This window comes from Mesorhizobium sp. M0621, assembly GCF_040320745.1.
Classification (GTDB): domain Bacteria; phylum Pseudomonadota; class Alphaproteobacteria; order Rhizobiales; family Rhizobiaceae; genus Mesorhizobium.
In genome coordinates this window covers 1-18,646 of sequence record NZ_JAMYQF010000025.1, presented here as the reverse complement: position 1 = coordinate 18,646, position 18,646 = coordinate 1, and the positions used below count along the sequence as shown (strand labels likewise).

At 62.8% G+C, this 18,646-nt stretch carries 15 protein-coding genes; 7 read left to right on the top strand and 8 right to left on the bottom strand.

Annotation, left to right across the window (positions count from 1 at the left end):
* Positions 1 to 291 precede the first annotated feature (291 nt).
* Positions 292 to 2,295, top strand: coding sequence for a PhoX family protein (locus NKI38_RS18345; protein WP_352659618.1), 2,004 nt, complete (start codon positions 292 to 294; stop codon positions 2,293 to 2,295).
* A gap of 155 nt (positions 2,296 to 2,450) precedes the next feature.
* On the opposite strand, the gene NKI38_RS18340 is transcribed toward NKI38_RS18345, so the two are convergent.
* Positions 2,451 to 3,632, bottom strand: coding sequence for a flavin-containing monooxygenase (locus NKI38_RS18340; protein WP_352659617.1), 1,182 nt, complete (start codon positions 3,630 to 3,632; stop codon positions 2,451 to 2,453).
* 350 nt (positions 3,633 to 3,982) lie between these two features.
* Between NKI38_RS18340 and NKI38_RS18335 the strand changes: the two genes are divergently transcribed.
* Positions 3,983 to 5,020, top strand: coding sequence for a phosphatidylglycerol lysyltransferase domain-containing protein (locus NKI38_RS18335; RefSeq protein WP_352659616.1), 1,038 nt, complete (start codon positions 3,983 to 3,985; stop codon positions 5,018 to 5,020).
* Positions 5,021 to 5,275: 255 nt separating this feature from the next.
* Here NKI38_RS18335 and NKI38_RS18330 read toward each other — a convergent pair whose 3' ends face one another.
* On the bottom strand, positions 5,276 to 6,037 hold the full coding sequence (locus NKI38_RS18330) for an ABC transporter permease (protein WP_352659678.1): 762 nt from the start codon (positions 6,035 to 6,037) through the stop codon (positions 5,276 to 5,278).
* A gap of 14 nt (positions 6,038 to 6,051) precedes the next feature.
* Positions 6,052 to 6,978 (bottom strand): ABC transporter ATP-binding protein, encoded by a 927-nt coding sequence (locus tag NKI38_RS18325; protein WP_352659615.1) that lies wholly within the window; start codon positions 6,976 to 6,978, stop codon positions 6,052 to 6,054.
* A gap of 296 nt (positions 6,979 to 7,274) precedes the next feature.
* Between NKI38_RS18325 and NKI38_RS18320 the strand changes: the two genes are divergently transcribed.
* Together NKI38_RS18320 and NKI38_RS18315 are read left to right on the top strand one after the other, a co-directional pair.
* Complete coding sequence (locus tag NKI38_RS18320) at positions 7,275 to 8,636, top strand: cytochrome ubiquinol oxidase subunit I (RefSeq protein ID WP_352659614.1); 1,362 nt, start codon at positions 7,275 to 7,277, stop codon at positions 8,634 to 8,636.
* Positions 8,637 to 8,744: 108 nt separating this feature from the next.
* The gene (locus NKI38_RS18315) at positions 8,745 to 9,749 is read left to right on the top strand and encodes a cytochrome d ubiquinol oxidase subunit II (protein ID WP_352659613.1); all 1,005 of its coding nucleotides are present in this window, start codon (positions 8,745 to 8,747) and stop codon (positions 9,747 to 9,749) included.
* A 224-nt stretch (positions 9,750 to 9,973) separates the two neighbouring features.
* Here the strand turns inward: NKI38_RS18315 and msrA are convergent, their stop codons facing one another.
* The 4 genes from msrA to NKI38_RS18295 all read right to left on the bottom strand — a co-directional run bounded on the left by msrA (position 9,974) and on the right by NKI38_RS18295 (position 13,471).
* A complete protein-coding gene (gene msrA, locus NKI38_RS18310; protein ID WP_352659612.1) occupies positions 9,974 to 10,705 on the bottom strand; it encodes a peptide-methionine (S)-S-oxide reductase MsrA in 732 nt (243 codons plus the stop codon).
* Positions 10,706 to 10,816: 111 nt separating this feature from the next.
* Positions 10,817 to 11,113 carry a hypothetical protein gene (locus NKI38_RS18305; RefSeq protein WP_352659611.1) on the bottom strand — a complete coding sequence of 99 codons (297 nt, stop codon included), beginning with the start codon at positions 11,111 to 11,113 and terminating at the stop codon, positions 10,817 to 10,819.
* A gap of 101 nt (positions 11,114 to 11,214) precedes the next feature.
* On the bottom strand, positions 11,215 to 11,913 hold the full coding sequence (locus tag NKI38_RS18300; protein WP_352659610.1) for a DUF1223 domain-containing protein: 699 nt from the start codon (positions 11,911 to 11,913) through the stop codon (positions 11,215 to 11,217).
* A 472-nt stretch (positions 11,914 to 12,385) separates the two neighbouring features.
* The gene (locus NKI38_RS18295; RefSeq protein ID WP_352659609.1) at positions 12,386 to 13,471 is read right to left on the bottom strand and encodes a TadE/TadG family type IV pilus assembly protein; all 1,086 of its coding nucleotides are present in this window, start codon (positions 13,469 to 13,471) and stop codon (positions 12,386 to 12,388) included.
* A gap of 187 nt (positions 13,472 to 13,658) precedes the next feature.
* Between NKI38_RS18295 and lepA the strand changes: the two genes are divergently transcribed.
* Positions 13,659 to 15,464, top strand: a complete 1,806-nt coding sequence (gene lepA / locus NKI38_RS18290) for a translation elongation factor 4 (protein WP_352659608.1) — start codon at positions 13,659 to 13,661, stop codon at positions 15,462 to 15,464.
* 661 nt (positions 15,465 to 16,125) lie between these two features.
* On the opposite strand, the gene NKI38_RS18285 is transcribed toward lepA, so the two are convergent.
* Positions 16,126 to 16,368 (bottom strand): hypothetical protein, encoded by a 243-nt coding sequence (locus NKI38_RS18285; protein ID WP_352659607.1) that lies wholly within the window; start codon positions 16,366 to 16,368, stop codon positions 16,126 to 16,128.
* Between the two features lie 5 nt (positions 16,369 to 16,373).
* Between NKI38_RS18285 and NKI38_RS18280 the strand changes: the two genes are divergently transcribed.
* Positions 16,374 to 17,240 carry a DUF3800 domain-containing protein gene (locus NKI38_RS18280; RefSeq protein ID WP_352659606.1) on the top strand — a complete coding sequence of 289 codons (867 nt, stop codon included), beginning with the start codon at positions 16,374 to 16,376 and terminating at the stop codon, positions 17,238 to 17,240.
* Between the two features lie 633 nt (positions 17,241 to 17,873).
* Positions 17,874 to 18,389 (top strand): hypothetical protein, encoded by a 516-nt coding sequence (locus NKI38_RS18275; protein WP_352659605.1) that lies wholly within the window; start codon positions 17,874 to 17,876, stop codon positions 18,387 to 18,389.
* Positions 18,390 to 18,646: the final 257 nt, after the last annotated feature.

Here is an 18,646-nt window from a genome sequence, read left to right as displayed (position 1 = left end):
GTCTCCTTTTTCATCAGGCCGACGCCGGCGTTGGCAAACCGCCGATCATTGCCGACATAGCCGCTTTGGCGTAAGGGGCCCGCGACCGATGCCGCGCCAACAGGGACCTTTGCGTGGCCCGATCAGGGACCTTGGTCCCCACGTTGCGCAATTGCGAAAGGGTCGGCTGCCGAGACCGTGGAATGCGATTGAAAGCGGTTTGAGGTGTCACGAAAATGTGATCGACCGGATATAAGGGGTTAAACAGGCAACACGCTTCAGCCATCCCCCCGAAGCCAGAGGCAAAGCCCAATGACCGAACATCGCTCCGCCGACGCCCGATTCCGCACTAGCCTGCTCGAGGAAAACGACGGCCCGGCCACCAACCCCACCGACAACCGCACCATGGGCGAGATCATCGCCACGAGGTTCTCGCGCCGTCGCTTCCTCAAGGGCTCGCTCGCCGTCTCGGCTATCGCCGCCACCGTCAGCCCGCTGGCGCTGGTCAGCGCCGACGAAGCGCGGGCAGCGGAAGGCTCTGCCTTCGCGTTCGACGAGCTGGAGGCAGGCATCGACGACAAGCACCATGTCGCACCCGGCTACGACGCCGATGTGCTGTTGCGCTGGGGCGATCCGCTGTTTGCCGATTCGCCGGAGTTCGACCCGACGAAACAGTCGGCGCAGGCGCAGGCGAAACAATTCGGCTACAACAACGACTATGTCGGCTATCTCCCGATCGACGGTTCGGCCGAACACGGCCTGCTGGTCGTCAACCACGAATACACCAACCCGCATCTGATGTTCCCGGGCATCGTCAGGATCGTCGACAAGGACGGCAAGAAGTCGGCCGAGGTCGCACCGCTCTCTAAGGAGCAGGTCGATGTCGAGATGGCAGCCCACGGCGGCACCATCGTCGAGATCCGCAAGGTCTCCGGCAAATGGCAGGTGGTGCGCGACGGCAAGCTCAACCGCCGCATCACCTCCAACACCGAAATGGCGCTGTCCGGTCCGGTCGCCGGCCACGACCGCGTCAAGACCAATGCCGATCCGTCCGGCACCAAGGTGTTCGGCACGTTCAACAACTGCGCCGGCGGTGTCACCCCCTGGGGCACCTACGTGATGGCCGAGGAGAACATCCACGGCTATTTCTCCGGCGACCTGCCGGAGGGCCACAAGGAGGCCGCCAACTACAAGCGCCTGGGCATTCCCGAAGGCGCCTATGAGTGGGCCGCACATTACGACCGTTTCGACCTTGCCAAGGAGCCTAACGAGGCCAACCGCTTCGGCTGGATCGTCGAGGTCGATGTCAACGACCCGACCTCGACGCCGAGGAAGCGCACCGCCATGGGCCGCTTCAAGCACGAGGGCGCCGAATCGATCGTCGCCAAAGATGGCCGCGTCGTCTTCTATCTCGGCGACGACGAGCGCTTCGACTATGTCTACAAATTCGTCACCAAGGGTACGTTCAATCCGAACGACCATGCCGCCAACAAGGATCTGCTCGACGACGGCACGCTGCATGTCGCCAAGTTCGCCGAGGACGGTTCGGTCGAATGGCTGCCGATCGTCTTCGGCCAGGCGCCGCTGACGACCGAAAACGGCTTTGCCAACCAGGCCGACGTGCTGATCGAGACACGGCGCGCCGCCGACCTGCTCGGCGCCACCAAAATGGACCGCCCCGAAGACATCCAGCCCAATGGTGTCAACGGCAAGGTCTACGTCATGCTGACCAACAATTCGAAGCGCAAGGCCGACCAGGTCGATGCCGCCAACCCGCGCGCCGAAAACGCCTTCGGCCACATCATCGAGATATCGGAGGATGGCGGCGATTTCACTGCCACCAAGGGCAAGTGGGAAGTGCTTTTGAAATGCGGCGATCCCTCGGTGGCCGATGTCGGCGCCACCTTTTCGACGGCAACGACGGCCAATGGCTGGTTCGGCATGCCCGACAATTGCGCGGTCGACTCGGCTGGGCGCCTATGGGTGGCCACCGACGGCCAGGGCCCGAAAGCCACCGGCCGCACCGATGGCCTGTGGGCGGTGGACACCGAAGGCTCCGCGCGGGCGACCTCGAAACTGTTCTTCCGCGTGCCGATCGGCGCCGAAATGTGCGGTCCGCTGTTTGCGCCCGACGACCAGACCGCCTTTGTCGCCGTCCAGCATCCGGGCGACGGCGGCGAGGACTGGGAGCCGTTCGGCCGCCCGTCCTACTATGAGGACCTGTCGACACGCTGGCCCGACTTCAAGCCCGACATGCCGGTGCGGCCGTCGGTGGTCGCCATCACCAAACAGGGCGGCGGCAAGATCGCGGTCTGATCGCTTATCGACGTTGGTAGAGCCGCACAGGGACGGCGGAGCAGAATTCTGCACCGCCGTAACGCTTGAAAGTCGCGGCATGGATCTGGGGTCTGCGCTGCATCGCTGCGCTCCTTCCGCCCGTGGATGACGAAGCGTCGGGCCTCGAGTCGAAATCAGCGTGCGGCGCCGGATGATGAGCCAGCGATCCGCTTGGCGATCGCCTTGGCCAGGATGCCGGCATTGGCGAAACAGCCGCGAATGCTTGGCCGCATGCCGGTGAACCACAGCCCGGGCAGCTTCGGATCGGCTTGCCCGCCGTTGAAGAGCGGAACGCCCTTGCCGTCGAGCACGCCAAGCTTGCCGACCATGGGCTCGAGCCCGGTGCGGTAGCCTGTCGCGGCAATGACGATGTCGGGATGGATCAGGCTGCCATTGGCCAGGATCACGCCGTCGCGGGTGAATTCCCGTATCGCCGGCACCACGGTGATCTTGCCCGACTTGATGGCGTGGACGGCGCCATCGTCGGCGGCGATCGCGGTGTAGTCCGAGGTCAGCCGGCTGGCGCCGCCCGAGGGCGCCGGCGGCAGGCCGAATTTGGTCAGGTCGCCGAAGACCAGGCGCTGCGTTGCCGCCATCACCGCATCGGCGATCCGCAACGGCAAGCGCGCCATGAGCGGCGAAAGCCTATGCACGGCGATCTTGCCGATCCGCTTGGGCAGCAAAGCGGGGCCGTTGCGGGCCGACAGCCAGATGGCGGCCGTGTTTATGCCGGCCAGATGATTGAGCGCGTCGAAACCCGAATTGCCGGCGCCCACGACCAGCACTTTTTGGTCCGCATAGCCCTGCGCGTTGCCGAAATCCGCCGAATGGATGATGCGGCCGGCGAAACCCTTCATGCCTTTCCATTCGGGAATGAACGGCTGCCTGTCGCGGCCGGTGGCGATGACGACATTGCGGGCCAGGCGCAGTCCGGCGCTGGTCATCAGCGCCCAATGATCGCCCTTGAAGGCTATCTCTTCGACAGCGACTCCGAACTGAACCGGCAGCCGGTTCTCCTCCCTGAAATCATTCATATGGCGGATGACGGCCGTCCTTTGCGGGAACGCAGGCGTGCCAGGGGGATAAGCAAGGCCGGGCAGCGAAGAAAGATCACGATGGGTGTTGAGGTGCAACTGCTGATGCCGCCGGTGCCAGGGCTCGGCCAGTCGGCTTTCCTTTTCCAGGATCGCCGTCGGCACGCCGGCGTTCATCAAGGCATGCGCCGCTGCCAGTCCGGCAACACCGGCGCCGACGACGATTGCCGGCTCGACTGTTATCGGCAGGTCCGCAACCGATCTGATTGTCATATCAGCCATTCACTCTCGAATCCCATTCGACCATTGCAATAAGCTCGCAGGGCGCTGTAACCGTTTGATCCCGCGCAGGATCCATACAGCAAACCGCCACCGATTTTCGAGCCATACGATTTTCGAGCCACACGCCGAACCGTGGTTGCGCTCTATATGGCATATGCGCGATATCAGCGGTAATCAGGTCGCGGCAATGTGATTGATTCGAGGCTCGGGGGCTGGCGGGTCTCTGTTATCCCCCACGTGTGTGCCCGGAGCCGAGTTCGGTTTTCGAGGTCATGCGCAGAATCAAAGTGTTACGGCACCTTTGCGCGTCTTGAACGCGCGGCGCTGTGGCGGCACGCGGAATCTCGACCATGCCCTCCTTGCGGATCTATTTCGACAAAATCCTTGAGGGCGCCGCGCCCGAGGTGGCGCGGCGGGAGCTGACGCATATCGAGCGCCTGGCGCTGGTTCGCCGCCATGGCGACTTCTCGCTCGCCTATTCCAGCGCCGTGCAAAACAAGCTTTCCTATTTCGGCGACGCCGACGGCTACATCGCCTTCGGCACCAAGATGAAGCATCATTTCGCGCTCGGCGATCCGGTGGCGGCTCCAATGCTGCGGCCCGACTACATCAGACGCTTCGTCGAGACCGCCGGCAGCCCGTGGTTCGTGCAGATCGGCGAAGAGACCGCACGCGTGCTGGCCGGGCTCGGCTACAAGGTCAATCGGCTCGGCATCGATACCCGCCTCACCCTGCCCGATCATGATTTTTCTGGAAAGCGCAACGAGACCGTGCGCTACTCCGAGCGCTGGCTGCTGAAGAAGGGCTTTTCGTTCGAAGAGGACAGGCGCACGATCCACCTCGACGAGATCGCACGGCTTTCCCAAAACTGGCGCAGCGACCGCATTGTCAAGCGCTGGGAGATGGGCTTTCTCAACCGCCCGTTCGCCGACCATCTCGGCATCGACATGCGTCGTTTCGTGCTGCACGGTCCCGATGGCGAGCTGGTCGCCTTGCTCGACTTCGACCCGTTGTATCGCGACGGCAAGGTCATCGGCTACACCACCGCCTTCAAGCGCAAGCACATCGATGCCTCGCCGCATGCCGAGATCGGCCTGACCAAGTACGCCGTCGACCGTTTTCGCGAAGAGGGCATCTCGGTGGTCACGCTCGGCCTGTCGCCGCTCGTCGACATCGGCCCGAGCGGCTTTGCCGAAAGCGACTTCTGGCGCAACACTTTTCAGCGCGCCTACGATTCGCCATGGGTCAACCGGCGCAGGTTCAACCTGCAAGGCCAGGCGGCATTCAAGCGCCGTTTCCATGGCGTCGAGGAGCCGGTCTACATCGCCTTCCGCGAGGGGACCTATGTCGAGATGCTGGGGCTGCTGCGGCTGGTCAAGGCGATTTGATGTGGCTTACAGGACTTGGGTTCCTCGCCCCCGCGAAGCGGGGGAGAGGTGGCCCGGCGAAGCCGGGACGGAGAGGGGGACGCCATTCGCCAAGCCAACCCACCGTGGGCAGAGCACAAGGCCTGATGGTACGAAGCCCATCAGGAACCCTCGAACAACAATCTCCCAGCCGCCGCGAAGACCCCTCTCCGTCCCGGCTACGCCGGGCCACCTCTCCCCACTCTCGTGGGGCGAGGAACCCAGGTCCTGCCAGGGTCAGTTCCTCAGCCGATAACCGGTCCTGAAGATCCAGGCGACGATGGTTATGCAGACCAGCAGGAAAACGACAGTCATGCCGAGGCTGATGCCGACCGAGACGTCGGATTTGCCGTAGAAGCTCCAGCGGAAGCCGCTGATCAAATAGACGACCGGGTTGAACAGCGTCACCGTGCGCCAGATGCCGGGCAGCATGTTGATCGAGTAGAAGCTGCCGCCGAGGAAAGTCAGCGGCGTGATGATCAGCAGCGGTACCAGTTGCAGCTGCTCGAAACTCTTTGCCCAGATGCCGATGATGAAGCCGAACAGGCTGAAGGTCACCGCCGTCAGCACCAGGAAGGCGAGCATCCAGAACGGATGCAGGATGGTGAGCGGCACGAACAGCGACGCTGTCGCCAGGATGATCAGGCCGAGGATGATCGACTTGGTCGCCGCGCCGCCGACATAGGCGATGACGATCTCCAGATAGGAGACCGGCGCCGACAGAACCTCGTAGATCGAGCCGACGAATTTCGGGAAATAGATGGCAAAGGAGGCGTTGGAGATCGACTGCGTCAAAAGCGACAGCATGATCAGGCCCGGCACGATGAAGGCGCCGTAGCTGATGCCGTCGATCTCGGTGATGCGCGAGCCGATGGCCGAGCCGAAGACGACGAAATACAGCGATGTCGAGATGACCGGCGAGACGATGCTCTGCAGCACGGTGCGAAAGGCACGCGCCATTTCCATCCGGTAGATCGCCCATACCGCGCGAAAATTCATGACCGCGCGCAGGTTCATGGCTCTCTCCTCACCAGATTGACGAAGATCTCCTCGAGCGAGCTGTTTTGCGTGTCGATATCGCGGAACTGGATGCCGTCGGCCTCGAGGTCGCGGATGAGCGAGGCGACGCCCGGCCGCTCGGCCTGGTTGTCATAGGTGTAGGTCAGCTGCCCGCCATCGCCCGACAGGTCCAGCGCGTAGCTTGAGAACGCCTCCGGAATTGCCGTCAGCGGATTGCGCAGTTCCAGCACCAGCCGCTTGCGGCCGAGCTTGCGCATCAGTTCGGCCTTGTTCTCGACCAGGATGATCTCGCCGCGGTTGATGACGCCGACGCGGTCGGCCATCGCCTCGGCTTCCTCGATGTAATGCGTGGTGAGGATGATGGTGACGCCGTCCTCGCGCAGCCGGCGCACCATCGCCCACATGTCCTGGCGCAGTTCGACATCGACGCCTGCGGTCGGCTCGTCGAGGAACAGGATGCGCGGCTCATGCGACAGCGCCTTGGCGATCATTAGCCGGCGCTTCATGCCGCCCGACAGGGTGATCGCCTTGGCGTCCTTCTTGTCCCACAGCGACAGGTCACGCAGCACCTTCTCGACGAAGGCCGGGCTGGCCGGCTTGCCGAACAGGCCGCGGCTGTAGTTGACCGTCGCCCAGACGCTTTCGAAAGCGTCGATGGTCAGTTCCTGCGGCACCAGCCCGATCAGGCTGCGCGCCGCGCGATAGTCCCTGTTGATGTCGTGACCGTCGACCGTGACGGTGCCCGAGGAGCGGTTGACGATGCCGCAGACGATCGAGATCAGCGTCGTCTTGCCGGCGCCGTTCGGACCAAGCAGCGCAAATATCTCGCCGCGTTGGATGTCGAGATTGACCTCCTTGAGCGCGGTGAAACCGGTGGCGTAGGTCTTGGAGACCCCGGAAATGGACAGGATGGAAGGCATGGCTGAAAACGGCTGCTTGAAAGAGGTCCCCTGATATAGGCCGAATGTCGTTCCGTGCAACTGGAAGTCAAGGCCGCTGCTGACAGTTCTCGACAATGATCGCAGGCCATGGGGATTGCAGACCATGCCGATTGCAGGCCACGGGGATTTCAGGCCACGGGCGCACAGGCCGGGCACAGCATGCATGCGTCATATTGGCGGGTCGCTGCGGCGTTCCGCCTCGCGGCGGGACGCCGCTTTGACCAAGTCCGGCTCGCGCCCTATTCTTCAATCATTAGAAGCAGCCGGAGCCCACCATGGACCCGCTCATCCTGTCGCGCATGCAGTTCGGCGCGAATATTTCGTTCCATATATTGTTTCCGACGATCACCATTGCGCTTGGCTGGGTGCTGCTGTTCTTCAAGCTGCGCTACAACGCGACAGGCGATTCCGCCTGGATACGTGCGTATTTCACCTGGGTGAAGGTGTTCGCGCTGTCCTTCGCCATGGGTGTGGTTACCGGCGTCACCATGAGCTTCCAGTTCGGCACCAATTGGCCGGGCTACATGGAAAAGGTCGGCAACATCGCCGGGCCGCTGCTGGCCTACGAGATCCTCACCGCCTTCTTCCTCGAAGCGGCCTTCCTCGGCATCATGCTGTTCGGCTTCCGCCGCGTCTCCAACCGCATCCACACGCTGGCGACGGTGCTGGTGGCGGGCGGCACCACCGTCTCGGCCTTCTGGATCATCGCGCTCAATTCCTGGATGCAGACGCCGGCCGGCTTCGAGATCCGCGACGGCGTGGCGCACGCCGTCGACTGGTGGGCTGTTGTCTTCAACCCGTCGATGCCCTACCGGCTGACCCACATGCTCTTGGCTTCCGGCCTGACGGTGTCGTTCTTGATTGCTGGCCTGTCGGCGCTGCGCTACCTCACCGGCGACCGCTCGGAATCGATGTGGAAAGCGCTGCGTACCGGCGTTTTCACCGCGGCGATCCTGATCCCGATCCAGATCTTCGCCGGCGACCAGCATGGGCTGAACACGCTGGAGCACCAGCCGCAGAAGATCGCCGCCATGGAGGCCAACTGGAACACCGGCCCCAACGTGCCGCTGGTGCTCTTCGCGCTGCCCGACGAAGCGGCCAAGGAAAACAGGTTCGAGATCGCCATTCCAGACGGCGCCAGCCTGGTGCTGCGGCACTCGACCAGCGGCGTGGTGCCGGGGTTGAACGATTATCCCGGCAACCATCCGCCGGTGTTCCCGGTGTTCTGGGGTTTCCGCATCATGGTCGGCACCGGCATCCTGATGCTGCTTGTGTCGTGGTCGGCGGCCTTCTTCCTCAAGCGCCGCCACAGCCTGCCGAAGCCGCTCGCTTTGCTGATGGTGCCGATGGCGCTGTCGGGCTGGCTGGCGACGCTGGCCGGCTGGTACACCACCGAAATCGGCCGCCAGCCCTGGCTGGTGACCGGTGTGCTGAAAACCGCCGACGCGGTCGGCCCGGTGGCCGGCAGCCATGTCGCGCTGACGCTCGCCATTTATCTCGTTCTCTACGTGCTTTTGCTGATCGCCTATCTCGGCGTGCTGGTGCACCTGGCGCTGAAGGCTGCGAAGGACGGCGATAACTCGCCGCTGCCGGGCGTGCTCAACGCGCCGATGTCGCAGCCGGCTGCGGGGGAGTGAGGAATGGTCCGCGCAGCGGACGAAAAGCCGACGATTTGGTTTTTCGGATGACGAACGCCCGGAGCCATGACGAAGGGCGGAAGCCGTAATGAGAAGGACGAGAGAGCAATGACCTTCGACTGGCCAACCGCGCTTCCGCTGATCTTCGCCGGCCTGATGGGCCTCGCCATCCTGATCTACGTCATCCTCGACGGTTTCGATCTCGGCATCGGCATCCTGTTCGCCGCCGCCGAAGATGCCGAACAGGACACGATGATCGCCGCGATCGGCCCGTTCTGGGACGCCAACGAAACCTGGCTGGTGCTGGCCGTCGGCCTGCTGCTGGTCGCCTTCCCGCTGGCGCATGGCGTCATCCTGACCGCGCTCTACATTCCGGTCTTCGTGCTTCTGGTCGGGCTGATCCTGCGCGGCGTCGCCTTCGATTTCCGCGCCAAGGTGCCGACCGAGCGCAAGCACCGCTGGAACCGCATTTTCTTCCTCGGCTCGCTCATCGCCTCGCTGGCGCAGGGCTATATGCTGGGCGTCTATGTGCTCGGCCTCGATGTCGGGCCGGGCGGCGTGGCGTTCGGCGTGCTGGTGGCGTTCTGCCTGGCCGCGGCTTACGCGGCGATGGGCGCGGCCTGGGTGATCTACAAGACCGAGGGCGAGCTGCAGAAGAAGGCCGTGCGCTGGCTACGCACTACGCTGGTGCTGGCGGCGCTCGGCATGGCTGCCATTTCGCTGGCGACGCCCTTCGCCAGCCCGCGCATCTTCGACAAATGGTTCGTCTGGCCGTCGATGCTCTATCTGTCGCCGCTGCCGATCCTGTCGGCGCTGCTGTTTCTGTGGTTGTGGCGGCAGACCTTCCATCTGCCGAAGCCCGGCGACCGCCATTCGCTGACGCCGTTCCTGACGCTGGCCGCGATCTTCGCGCTCGGCTTTGCCGGTCTCGCCTGGTCGTTCTATCCGTTCGTGGTGCCGGACCGCCTGACCATCTGGCAAGCGGCCTCGGCACCAGAAAGCCTGGCCATCATCCTGGCCGGCACCGTGGTCGTGCTGCCGATCATCATCTTCTATTCGTTCTATGCCTACCGGGTGTTCGGCGGCAAGGCGACGGATCTGACGTATGATTGATCGGATTTGACGTATGATTGAGGTGGCGGAGGCGCGAAGCACCCCCCTCTGGCCTGCCGGCCATCTCCCCCTCAAGGGGGGAGATTACGCGTTTGGTCGCCTTCGCCGATCTCTGACGTAGCAAGAATGTGCAGAGCGCCGGAGCCGCCAATCTCCCCCCTTGAGGGGGAGATGCCCGGCAGGGCAGAGGGGGGTGCTTCGCGCCGACGTCTCCCTTCGAGAGCTCAATTGCTCGCCGACAGCACCAGCACCGGCTTTTCGCTGTACAACGCCGGGAACAGCGCCTTCAGGTTCGCCACCTTGGGCAGGTCGTTGTAGACGATGTAGGGATAGGTCGGGTTCAGCGTCAGGAAATCCTGATGATAGTTCTCGGCCGGATAGAAGGTCTTGCCGGTTTCCAGCGTGGTGACGATCGGCTCCGGGAACACCTTGGCCTGGTCGAGCTGGGCGATGTAGCTCTCAGCAATCTTCTTTTGCGCATCGTTTTCGGCAAAGATCGTCGAGCGGTACTGCGTGCCGGAGTCCGGTCCCTGGAAGTTCAGTTGCGTCGGGTTATGCGCGACCGAGAAATAGACCTGCAGCAGCTGGCCATAGGTCACCTCGGACGGATCGTAGGTGATCTCGACGGATTCGGCGTGCCCGGTGCTGCCTGAGCCGACTGTCTCGTAGACGGCGGTGTCCTTGTCGCCGCCAGTGTAGCCGGAGACGGCTTTGGTCACGCCCTTGACGTGCTGGAAGACGCCTTGCACGCCCCAGAAGCAGCCGCCGGCGAAGATTGCCTTTTCACTGCCGGCCGCCGCCTTTTCGTCCAGTGCCGGCGGCGGGATCTTCACCGCGTCCTCGGCCGAAACCGCCGGCGTCAGCCAGAAGGCGGCGCCCGCGGCGGCCAGCGCAAGCGCGGCGAGCGCGCCTTTGACAAAGCCGAACGAACGGTTTGAAATCTTGATGTCGGTCATGGTTGCACTCCTCGTGGCTTCCATTGGGATCAGTCTATTGGATCAGGAACGGCGGCGCGACGCACGAGTTGCGGCGGGGGCTCACATTCGCGTGCGCCGCTGGCCCGCAGCTTAGTTGGCCGTGGCATCCGTCGCCGGCTTCATCGCATCCGCTGCTGGCTTCATGGCATCGGCGGCGGGTTTCATGGCGTCAGCCGCTGGCTTCATCGCATTGGTGGCCATCGGATCGGCGGGCTTCATCACGTCGGTTACAGGCTTCATCGCATCCGCGGCGGGTTTCATCGCATTCGCGGCCGGCTTCATCGCATTGATCGCGTCGTCGGCACGGGCGATGCCGCCGGCAAACAGCGCCGTCGAGCACAGAGCGAAAGCGAGGGCGGGCAGCGTCAGGCGGAACAGAGTGGTCATGATGGTCTCTCCTTGGGGTTGGTCGTCGGGGCGCCTCTTGGCGGCCGTGCTATGCGGCGCCGCGCGTGCGGCGTTTGCGCAATCTCTTTTTAAAGCGTGATCTAGTTGGTCGCGGCGGCCAGGATCGGCCCGCCGCCTGGCGACTGGACGAGCACGGCGGTGCTCAGGCCGTCCGAAGCCGGCGGCAGGTCCAGAGCCGTGGCGTCGCCGGTCCAGCTGCCGAGTTTTTTGAGCGAACGCACGACATTGGCATGCGGCAGCGTGCGGCCGGTGTTTTCGCCGCGCGCCACCGGCACCTGGACGACGCCCCTGAGATAGCGCACCAGCCAGACATCGGCCTTGCCGCCAGGCACCGAGCCGGCGCCGATGCTGATCTTGCCGCCGTCGAGCGACAGCGACGGGCCGCTGATGCGGCCTGTGCTTGCGATCAGCTTTTCGATCTCACCGGGTGCGGCGCCGACGACATCGGCATGGCCGTTGACCACCACTTGCGGCGTGAACGGACCGTCATGGCCGAGCGCCGGTTCGTAGCTGACCTGGCGCTGGGTGAACTCCTGGCGGCCGAAAGTATCCTTCCAGCCGAGATAGTCCCAGTAGGTGACGTTGAAGGACAGCGCCAGCACGCCGGGCTGGTCCTTGACCTTGATCAGATTGGCGTTGGCCGGCGGGCAGGACGAGCAGCCCTGGCTGGTGAACAACTCGACCACGGTGAGCGGCCGGGCGGCGGCCGCACCGAGCGCCACTGCCAGCGCAAGCGCGCAAAGGCTGGCCACTGTGACGAATTTGCGGTATCGCGACATCGGCTGGCTCCATGGGCGGCGGCGCCTGGATGCGCCGCTCATGTCCCCACTTCGCCGCCGTCTGCCGCTTCGTTACAGCGCTCACCGGTTTGTGATCGTCAGGGAGGGTCCCATGTGAGGCGGGCGGGCCAGCACCCCCCCTCTGGCCTGCCGGCCATCTCCCCCGCAAGGAGGGAGATCAGCCTCATCATTGCCTTCGCCAACTATCAGCCTTCGCAACAGGAGCGCGGCCGACGAGACTGCCAATCTCCCCACTCGTGGGGGAGATGTCCGGCAGGACAGAGGGGGGCGCCGTAGAACACCTACGGACGTCCTGCCGACGTCGTCGGGCAACAGCGAGCAACATGGAACGATGGTCAGATCGGTCAGATCAAGTGGGGATGGATACCATGGACCTTGGCAAAGCCGGCGGGACAGCGCCCCCCTCTGGCCTGCCGGCCATCTCCCCCACGAGGGGGGAGATCGGCAATTTCTACTGCGTCAGCCGCGTGTTGTTCGGCCGCTTGTTGAAGTCGCACTTGCCGGTCACGTTGTAGAAGAAGTCGGCGTTGCTGACAGGCGCCGGAACCGGGTTGCCGCCGTCCTCCCAAGCCTGGTCGCTGGTCTCGCCGCAGGGCACGAGGCGGAAGATGTCGACGATCGTGTTGCTGGCAACCTCGACGGGGAGGTATTTGGAAGGGTCCAGGGCCTTTTGTGCCGCGGTGCTGTATCCGGCGCCGCTGTATAGCCGGTTGGACGTGGCCGCATCATTCGAAGAGAGGTTTTGCGGGTTGCCCGGCTTCACGTACATCTGCAGATTGAGGCCAGCCATCTGGCTGACGTCGATTGACGCACCGGCGGTATTGCCAGGAGACATCGTGTCCACACAGTAATATGTCGTGCCATACTGGTCGGTGTTGAGCGTCACCCCGGTGGGCGCCTTTTTGCCGACCTTGCAGACCTGCGTCTGGACCACCGTGGCAACGCCCAAACTGTCGATTTTGCTGACTGTGGTGGTGCCGTAACCTTTGGGATCCGTGCCGCCGCCGTAGACGTAATCGATCGTCATCAGCGGCTTGTCCTGCGCCGCACCGAACATCTTGCCGTTGAGCGTCATTGTCTTGTTCCAGTAACCCGACACTCCGGTGACCTTGAAGGTCGCCTCCACCAGGGCCGGCGTCTTGTTTACCGCCGACGAAACGCCGATCGCCACCGTGGGGATCCTGGCGATCTGCATGAAAACGGTCGGCATGGGGAAGCTCGCCATGGCCTGCGCGGTGGCCGTGCCGTTGGCGCTGACGTCAAAGGCGTTAAGCGTCGCGGTGCCCTGTCCGCCATTGGCCGCGTAGGAAGCCTGCATCGCCACCTGGCGCTGCGCCTTCGTCGAGGCCGTATCCATCGTGGTGATCGACAGGATCGCGGCATCGAGTGCCGCCTGTTCGTCCGACTTGGTCTGGACCGCCCGGGTGTAGTCGACCGAAAAGCCGATCGCGGTGATCAGCGGAATCATGGCGAGAACGAGAATTGGTGCGAATGAGCCGCTCCGCGACCTGATAAACCTGCCTGCCAGCCCCCGCATGCCTTGATCCTCGCTAGAAATATTGTCTCCCGCTAACATGCCGATCGCGAATTATGCTCTAACGCACATGGTTAAAATTTATCGATTTTCCTAGAAATCCGCTGGGAAAGCCGACAAACGCCCACGCCTGCCCCGGCAGCGGGCTGCTCGGCTTGCCCCTCAACCCTGCCCCTGCTAAACGCGCGCCATGAGCACGCCCCTCGACCACATCCGCAATTTCTCCATCGTCGCCCATATCGACCATGGCAAATCCACGCTTGCCGACCGGCTGATCCAGCTGACCGGCGGGCTGGAGCTGCGCGACATGAAGGAGCAGGTGCTGGACTCGATGGACATCGAGCGCGAGCGCGGCATCACCATCAAGGCGCAGACGGTGCGGCTGAAATACCGCGCCAACAATGGCGAGGACTATATCCTCAATTTGATCGACACGCCCGGCCATGTCGACTTCGCCTATGAAGTGTCGCGTTCGCTGGCCGCCTGCGAGGGCTCGCTGCTGGTCGTCGACGCGTCGCAAGGCGTCGAGGCGCAGACGCTGGCCAATGTCTACCAGGCCATCGACAACAACCACGAGATCGTCGTGGTGCTGAACAAGGTCGACCTGCCGGCCGCCGAGCCCGAGCGCATCCGCGAGCAGGTCGAGGAGGTGATCGGCATCGACGCCTCCAACGCCGTGCTGATCTCGGCCAAGACCGGGCTTGGCATTCCCGATGTGCTGGAGGCCATCGTTCACCAATTGCCGCCCCCGCGCGAGGGCGACGCTTCGGCGCCGCTGAAGGCGATGCTGGTCGACTCCTGGTACGACGCCTATCTCGGCGTCATCGTTCTGGTGCGCATCATCGACGGCGTTTTGAAGAAGGGCCAGACCATCCGCATGATGGGCACCGGCGCCAAGTACCTGGTCGAGCGCACCGGCGTGTTCACGCCGGCCCGCATCAATGTCGACGAGCTCGGCCCCGGCGAGTTCGGCTTCTTCACCGGCTCGATCAAGGAAGTGGCCGACACCCGCGTCGGCGACACCATCACCGAGGACAAGCGCGCCACCGCCAAGGCGCTGCCCGGCTTCAAGCCGGCGCAGCCGGTGGTGTTCTGCGGCCTGTTCCCGGTCGACGCCGCCGATTTCGAGGATCTGCGCGCCGCGGTCGGCAAGTTGCGCCTCAACGACGCCAGCTTCTCTTTTGAAATGGAAACCAGCGCCGCGCTCGGCTTCGGCTATCGCTGCGGCTTCCTTGGCCTGCTGCATCTCGAAATCATCCAGGAGCGGCTGGAGCGCGAGTTCAACCTTGACCTGATCGCCACCGCACCGAGCGTCGTCTACCGGCTGCTGCTCAACGACGGCTCGATGAAGGAGCTGCACAACCCGGCCGACATGCCCGACGTGGTGAAAATCTCCGCCATCGAGGAGCCGTGGATCCGCGCCACCATTTTGACGCCCGACGACTATCTCGGCGGCATCCTGAAACTCTGCCAGGACCGGCGCGGCATCCAGGCCGACCTGTCCTATGTCGGCAAGCGCGCCATGCTGATCTACGATCTGCCGCTCAACGAAGTCGTCTTCGATTTCTACGACCGGCTGAAGTCGATCTCCAAGGGCTACGCCTCCTTCGATTACCACCTCACCGACTACAAGGAAGGCGACCTCGTCAAGATGTCGATCCTGGTCAATGAAGAGCCGGTGGACGCTCTTTCCATGCTGGTGCACCGCACGGCGGCGGAAAAGCGCGGAAGGCAGATGTGCGAGAAGCTGAAGGAGCTGATCCCGAACCATCTGTTCAAGATCCCGATCCAGGCCGCCATCGGCGGCAAGGTCATCGCCCGCGAAACCATCTCGGCGCTGCGCAAGGACGTCACCGCCAAATGCTACGGCGGCGACGTCTCGCGCAAACGCAAGCTGCTGGACAAGCAGAAAGAAGGCAAGAAGCGGATGCGCCAGTTCGGCAAGGTGGATATCCCGCAGGAGGCGTTTATCCAGGCCTTGAAGATGGGGGATTGAGAAGCCGGTTGGCGCGCAAAGCGTGCCAAGTCATCGATCCGGTGGATCGATGACAGGCTTCGAAAGCGGGGGAGCTGCCGGAGGCAGCGGGCCCCCCGCTAGCGCGACGCTGAGGCTGCACGTGGGAGATTGGTCTCCGGGTGGCGGAGGCGCTGGACGGTCGTCGGGTGCAGGAGGAAGTTCTTCCAAATCCGAAGCAATCTCTTGAAAGATGCCATCGGTATTTGCAAAGATTAACCGACCTAACTCGACCTAGGATTGTCGTCCTATATCGGCGAGACAGAAGTCAACACGTCGAAGTGTTTACCTAGCCCCGTTTGCGCCCTGTTTGCCTGTGAAAACCGGGCATGGCGAGCTGTTGGGGTCGTACCGCGCATTTGAATCGAATATATCTGATTCGGCCCAACTCCAGACCGGCCACAGGACCCGCCCTGATACCCGGCGGGGCGTATCCTGCGTTCCGGTTAACCGGGAACCATCCCGGTGGAGGACACGAACATGGTTACATGTTCTTGGCCGAAGGCCGTACACGTCACCTTCTACGTGCGTGTACGTTTTGGACGACTTGAGTTCGTCCGAGAGCATTGCCGGAGTTTTCCGTCCTGCTAAGGCGGTAATCTCCCTCTAGTGCCAACTGGCCCCGCTTCGGCGGGGTCTTTTTTTAACAGGCGAATCTTGGCTGAATTCGCCTTTCATTGCAATTCGTTTCGTCCCCGTTCCGTTCAATTATTTGACGGCTTGGAGTTCTTTTCAGGCGATGAGGCGCATGGTCTGTTGGATGCGCGTCCTTGATCACCTTCTTCAACACGCGGTCAAAGGCTTCCTCTGGCTGGTCTGTTTCCAGTTCACGGGCGGCGTCACGAAACTTCTCAACTTGACTCTTTTCTTTGTCGGTCGCCTTCATATCGAATGGCTTGTGAGGGGAGTGTACCAGACCCGTACTTCGTTGCCTATTTTGATGAAGCTGGCGACCCTGGTATCAAAACTGTTGCACCGATAGATCCGAATGGCGCGAGTGAATGGTTCACGGTCGGCTGCGCAGTGGCGCGCGCCACCAGTGAGCCTGACTTGGTGCCGCTCATACAGACAATCAAGAAATCTGTCTTTTCGACGCAAAGCCCCGACCTGCATTTTCGCAATCTGGTCGAACACAAAAAGCTACCCGTCTGCCAAGCTCTAGCCGCCGAGAATCTGCGCTTCTTTGTCGTCGCGTCGAACAAAAAGAACATGCGGGGGTATCGCAATCCCCAAGCCGAAGCAGTCACTCTTCACAAGCACAACTACTTTTACAACTACTGCATCCGCGTCTTACTCGAACGTGTCAGCCAGTGGTGCGCGCGCCGGTCGATCAGCGAGATAGGTGAGCCTAGACACGTAAAGCTGGTGTTTTCGAAGCGGGGTGGGCACTCGTATCGACACGTTGAAACGTACATACACCTACTGGCGAAACAATCCGAGAATGGACGGATTTACCAGACCGCTAACGTCCCAGATTTCAGGGTGATCGACCATCGTTTGATTGAGGTTATCGAGCACAACAAAAACGCGGGCTGTCAGATTGCAGACGTGGTTGCCAGCGCCTTTTACCAAGCAGCAAACGCCGGAACCAAAAAGTGGAATACAGAGTACGCGGAAGCTCTCCGAGATCGCATGGCGTCTCGTGGCAACGGCCACTACGCGGGTTGCGGTGTCACGCTTCTGCCGTGGAAGAACTGGACACTGAAACTTACGGACGCGCAGAAGAAAATCTTCCGGTTTTACGGCTACGAGATATGAAAGCGGCGGGTCCCGGCCTCGTTGCCATCGGGGGCTTGTAGGCCACCATCCAAAGTGGGCGACCGTCCGTCCGACTGCAGCATCTACGATACCGCCCGAGGGGGTTCCGGCGTACCCCGCCAACACAGATACTATTCTGATTTGGTAAAAAACTCAAACGGAATCAAAAGGTTACTGACAATTCCGCGTAACCCATTGATAGGGATTCGCTTTTTCTTTCGCCTCTCGTATCGCCGTAGCGGCAATTTTAACTGCACGGCTTGCGATAGTGCTCTTGCTTAGACGTGAATAGGTCTCCGATCGCCGCGCCAGACGAGCGGACGGCAATGAGAAAGTGATACCCAGGAAAGGGTTTGTACGAATGCGTACGGACGGCTCCGGCCCAGTTGATCGGGTATCGCCGGAGCGCTAGAAAAATCGGGCGGCGGACCTCGGTTCGCCAGTGGCCGACGCGGGCTCAGGCAACTGCCTCACCGGCATTCGCGTCGGCCACTCTCCGACCGCTGGCGAGGGCGTGACAAGGCCGGATCGCCAGGGGGCTTCCCGACACCTCCGCCGTTTTCCGCCTTGCGCTTCCCTCCGGGCTTTGAGATCGCCCCGCCGGGGAGTATCCTCCGCTGGGGGAGATTTCAAATGCGTTCCAACACTCTGGATGTCATTGCCGCGACCGGCCTGGCGATCGGTGGCGCTTTCGGGCTTGCCGGCACCTTCGTCGCCAGCGCCGAACTGCGCGAGACGCTGTGGACGATCGACGGCGTGGCGCTGGTGGTGGCGACCGCGCTGCTGACGATGAAATACCAGCGGCTGGGCAATGACTGTGTTGCGGCCGGGTTCCTAAGCTTTCTCGCCGGCGAAAGCCTGCTGCTGGCCGGCAATGCGGCGGGACTGGAGGCCAGCGTGCCCTCCTATGTCGGCGGCATCTCGCTGTGGGCGGCCGCGCTTGTCATGGTCAGCGCACCGAAGACTTTCGCCGTGTGGATGCGGCTCACCGCCCTCGTGGCCGCCGGGCTGTTTGTCGTCTCGGCAGGCATGATCCTCCGGGGCACGCCTTTGCTGCCGACCTCGGCACCCCTGCCCGCCGCCGGCTATCCGTTCCTGGTGCTGACCTTTGCCGGCTGGATCTGGACACTTGTGAAGGCCGAGAGGTGAACGGGCGCGCGTGTGTCTGCTTTCGTCGCATGTGAACGGGGCGCTGACGCTGCTGGCCTTCTTCCGCAGGGGGAGAAGGGGAAGACGAGCGCTGGCGCTTTCCCTCATTTGCCTGCCGGCACTCCATCGCAGGATGGGGTGTTCCTCGCCCCACGGAGTGGGCTAGGCGATTCACACATCTCGCAGGCCCCAGCCGTGTGCGATGGATTGGAAGTGCTGAAGGCCGTGACGGAAGGTGATTGGGCCTGGTGGCTTGG

Bases quoted from the DNA above. Each gene is read 5' to 3' on its own strand.
- NKI38_RS18315 (WP_352659613.1), top strand. From the start codon at position 8,745: ATGACCTTCGACTGGCCAACCGCGCTTCCGCTGATCTTCGCCGGCCTG.
- NKI38_RS18295 (WP_352659609.1), bottom strand. From the start codon at position 13,471: ATGCGGGGGCTGGCAGGCAGGTTTATCAGGTCGCGGAGCGGCTCATTC.
- NKI38_RS18345 (WP_352659618.1), top strand. From the start codon at position 292: ATGACCGAACATCGCTCCGCCGACGCCCGATTCCGCACTAGCCTGCTC.
- NKI38_RS18330 (WP_352659678.1), bottom strand. From the start codon at position 6,037: ATGAATTTTCGCGCGGTATGGGCGATCTACCGGATGGAAATGGCGCGT.
- NKI38_RS18305 (WP_352659611.1), bottom strand. From the start codon at position 11,113: ATGACCACTCTGTTCCGCCTGACGCTGCCCGCCCTCGCTTTCGCTCTG.
- NKI38_RS18285 (WP_352659607.1), bottom strand. From the start codon at position 16,368: ATGAAGGCGACCGACAAAGAAAAGAGTCAAGTTGAGAAGTTTCGTGAC.
- NKI38_RS18335 (WP_352659616.1), top strand. From the start codon at position 3,983: ATGCCCTCCTTGCGGATCTATTTCGACAAAATCCTTGAGGGCGCCGCG.
- NKI38_RS18280 (WP_352659606.1), top strand. From the start codon at position 16,374: ATGGCTTGTGAGGGGAGTGTACCAGACCCGTACTTCGTTGCCTATTTT.
- msrA (WP_352659612.1), bottom strand. From the start codon at position 10,705: ATGACCGACATCAAGATTTCAAACCGTTCGTTCGGCTTTGTCAAAGGC.
- NKI38_RS18320 (WP_352659614.1), top strand. From the start codon at position 7,275: ATGGACCCGCTCATCCTGTCGCGCATGCAGTTCGGCGCGAATATTTCG.
- lepA (WP_352659608.1), top strand. From the start codon at position 13,659: ATGAGCACGCCCCTCGACCACATCCGCAATTTCTCCATCGTCGCCCAT.
- NKI38_RS18325 (WP_352659615.1), bottom strand. From the start codon at position 6,978: ATGCCTTCCATCCTGTCCATTTCCGGGGTCTCCAAGACCTACGCCACC.
- NKI38_RS18275 (WP_352659605.1), top strand. From the start codon at position 17,874: ATGCGTTCCAACACTCTGGATGTCATTGCCGCGACCGGCCTGGCGATC.
- NKI38_RS18300 (WP_352659610.1), bottom strand. From the start codon at position 11,913: ATGTCGCGATACCGCAAATTCGTCACAGTGGCCAGCCTTTGCGCGCTT.
- NKI38_RS18340 (WP_352659617.1), bottom strand. From the start codon at position 3,632: ATGGCTGATATGACAATCAGATCGGTTGCGGACCTGCCGATAACAGTC.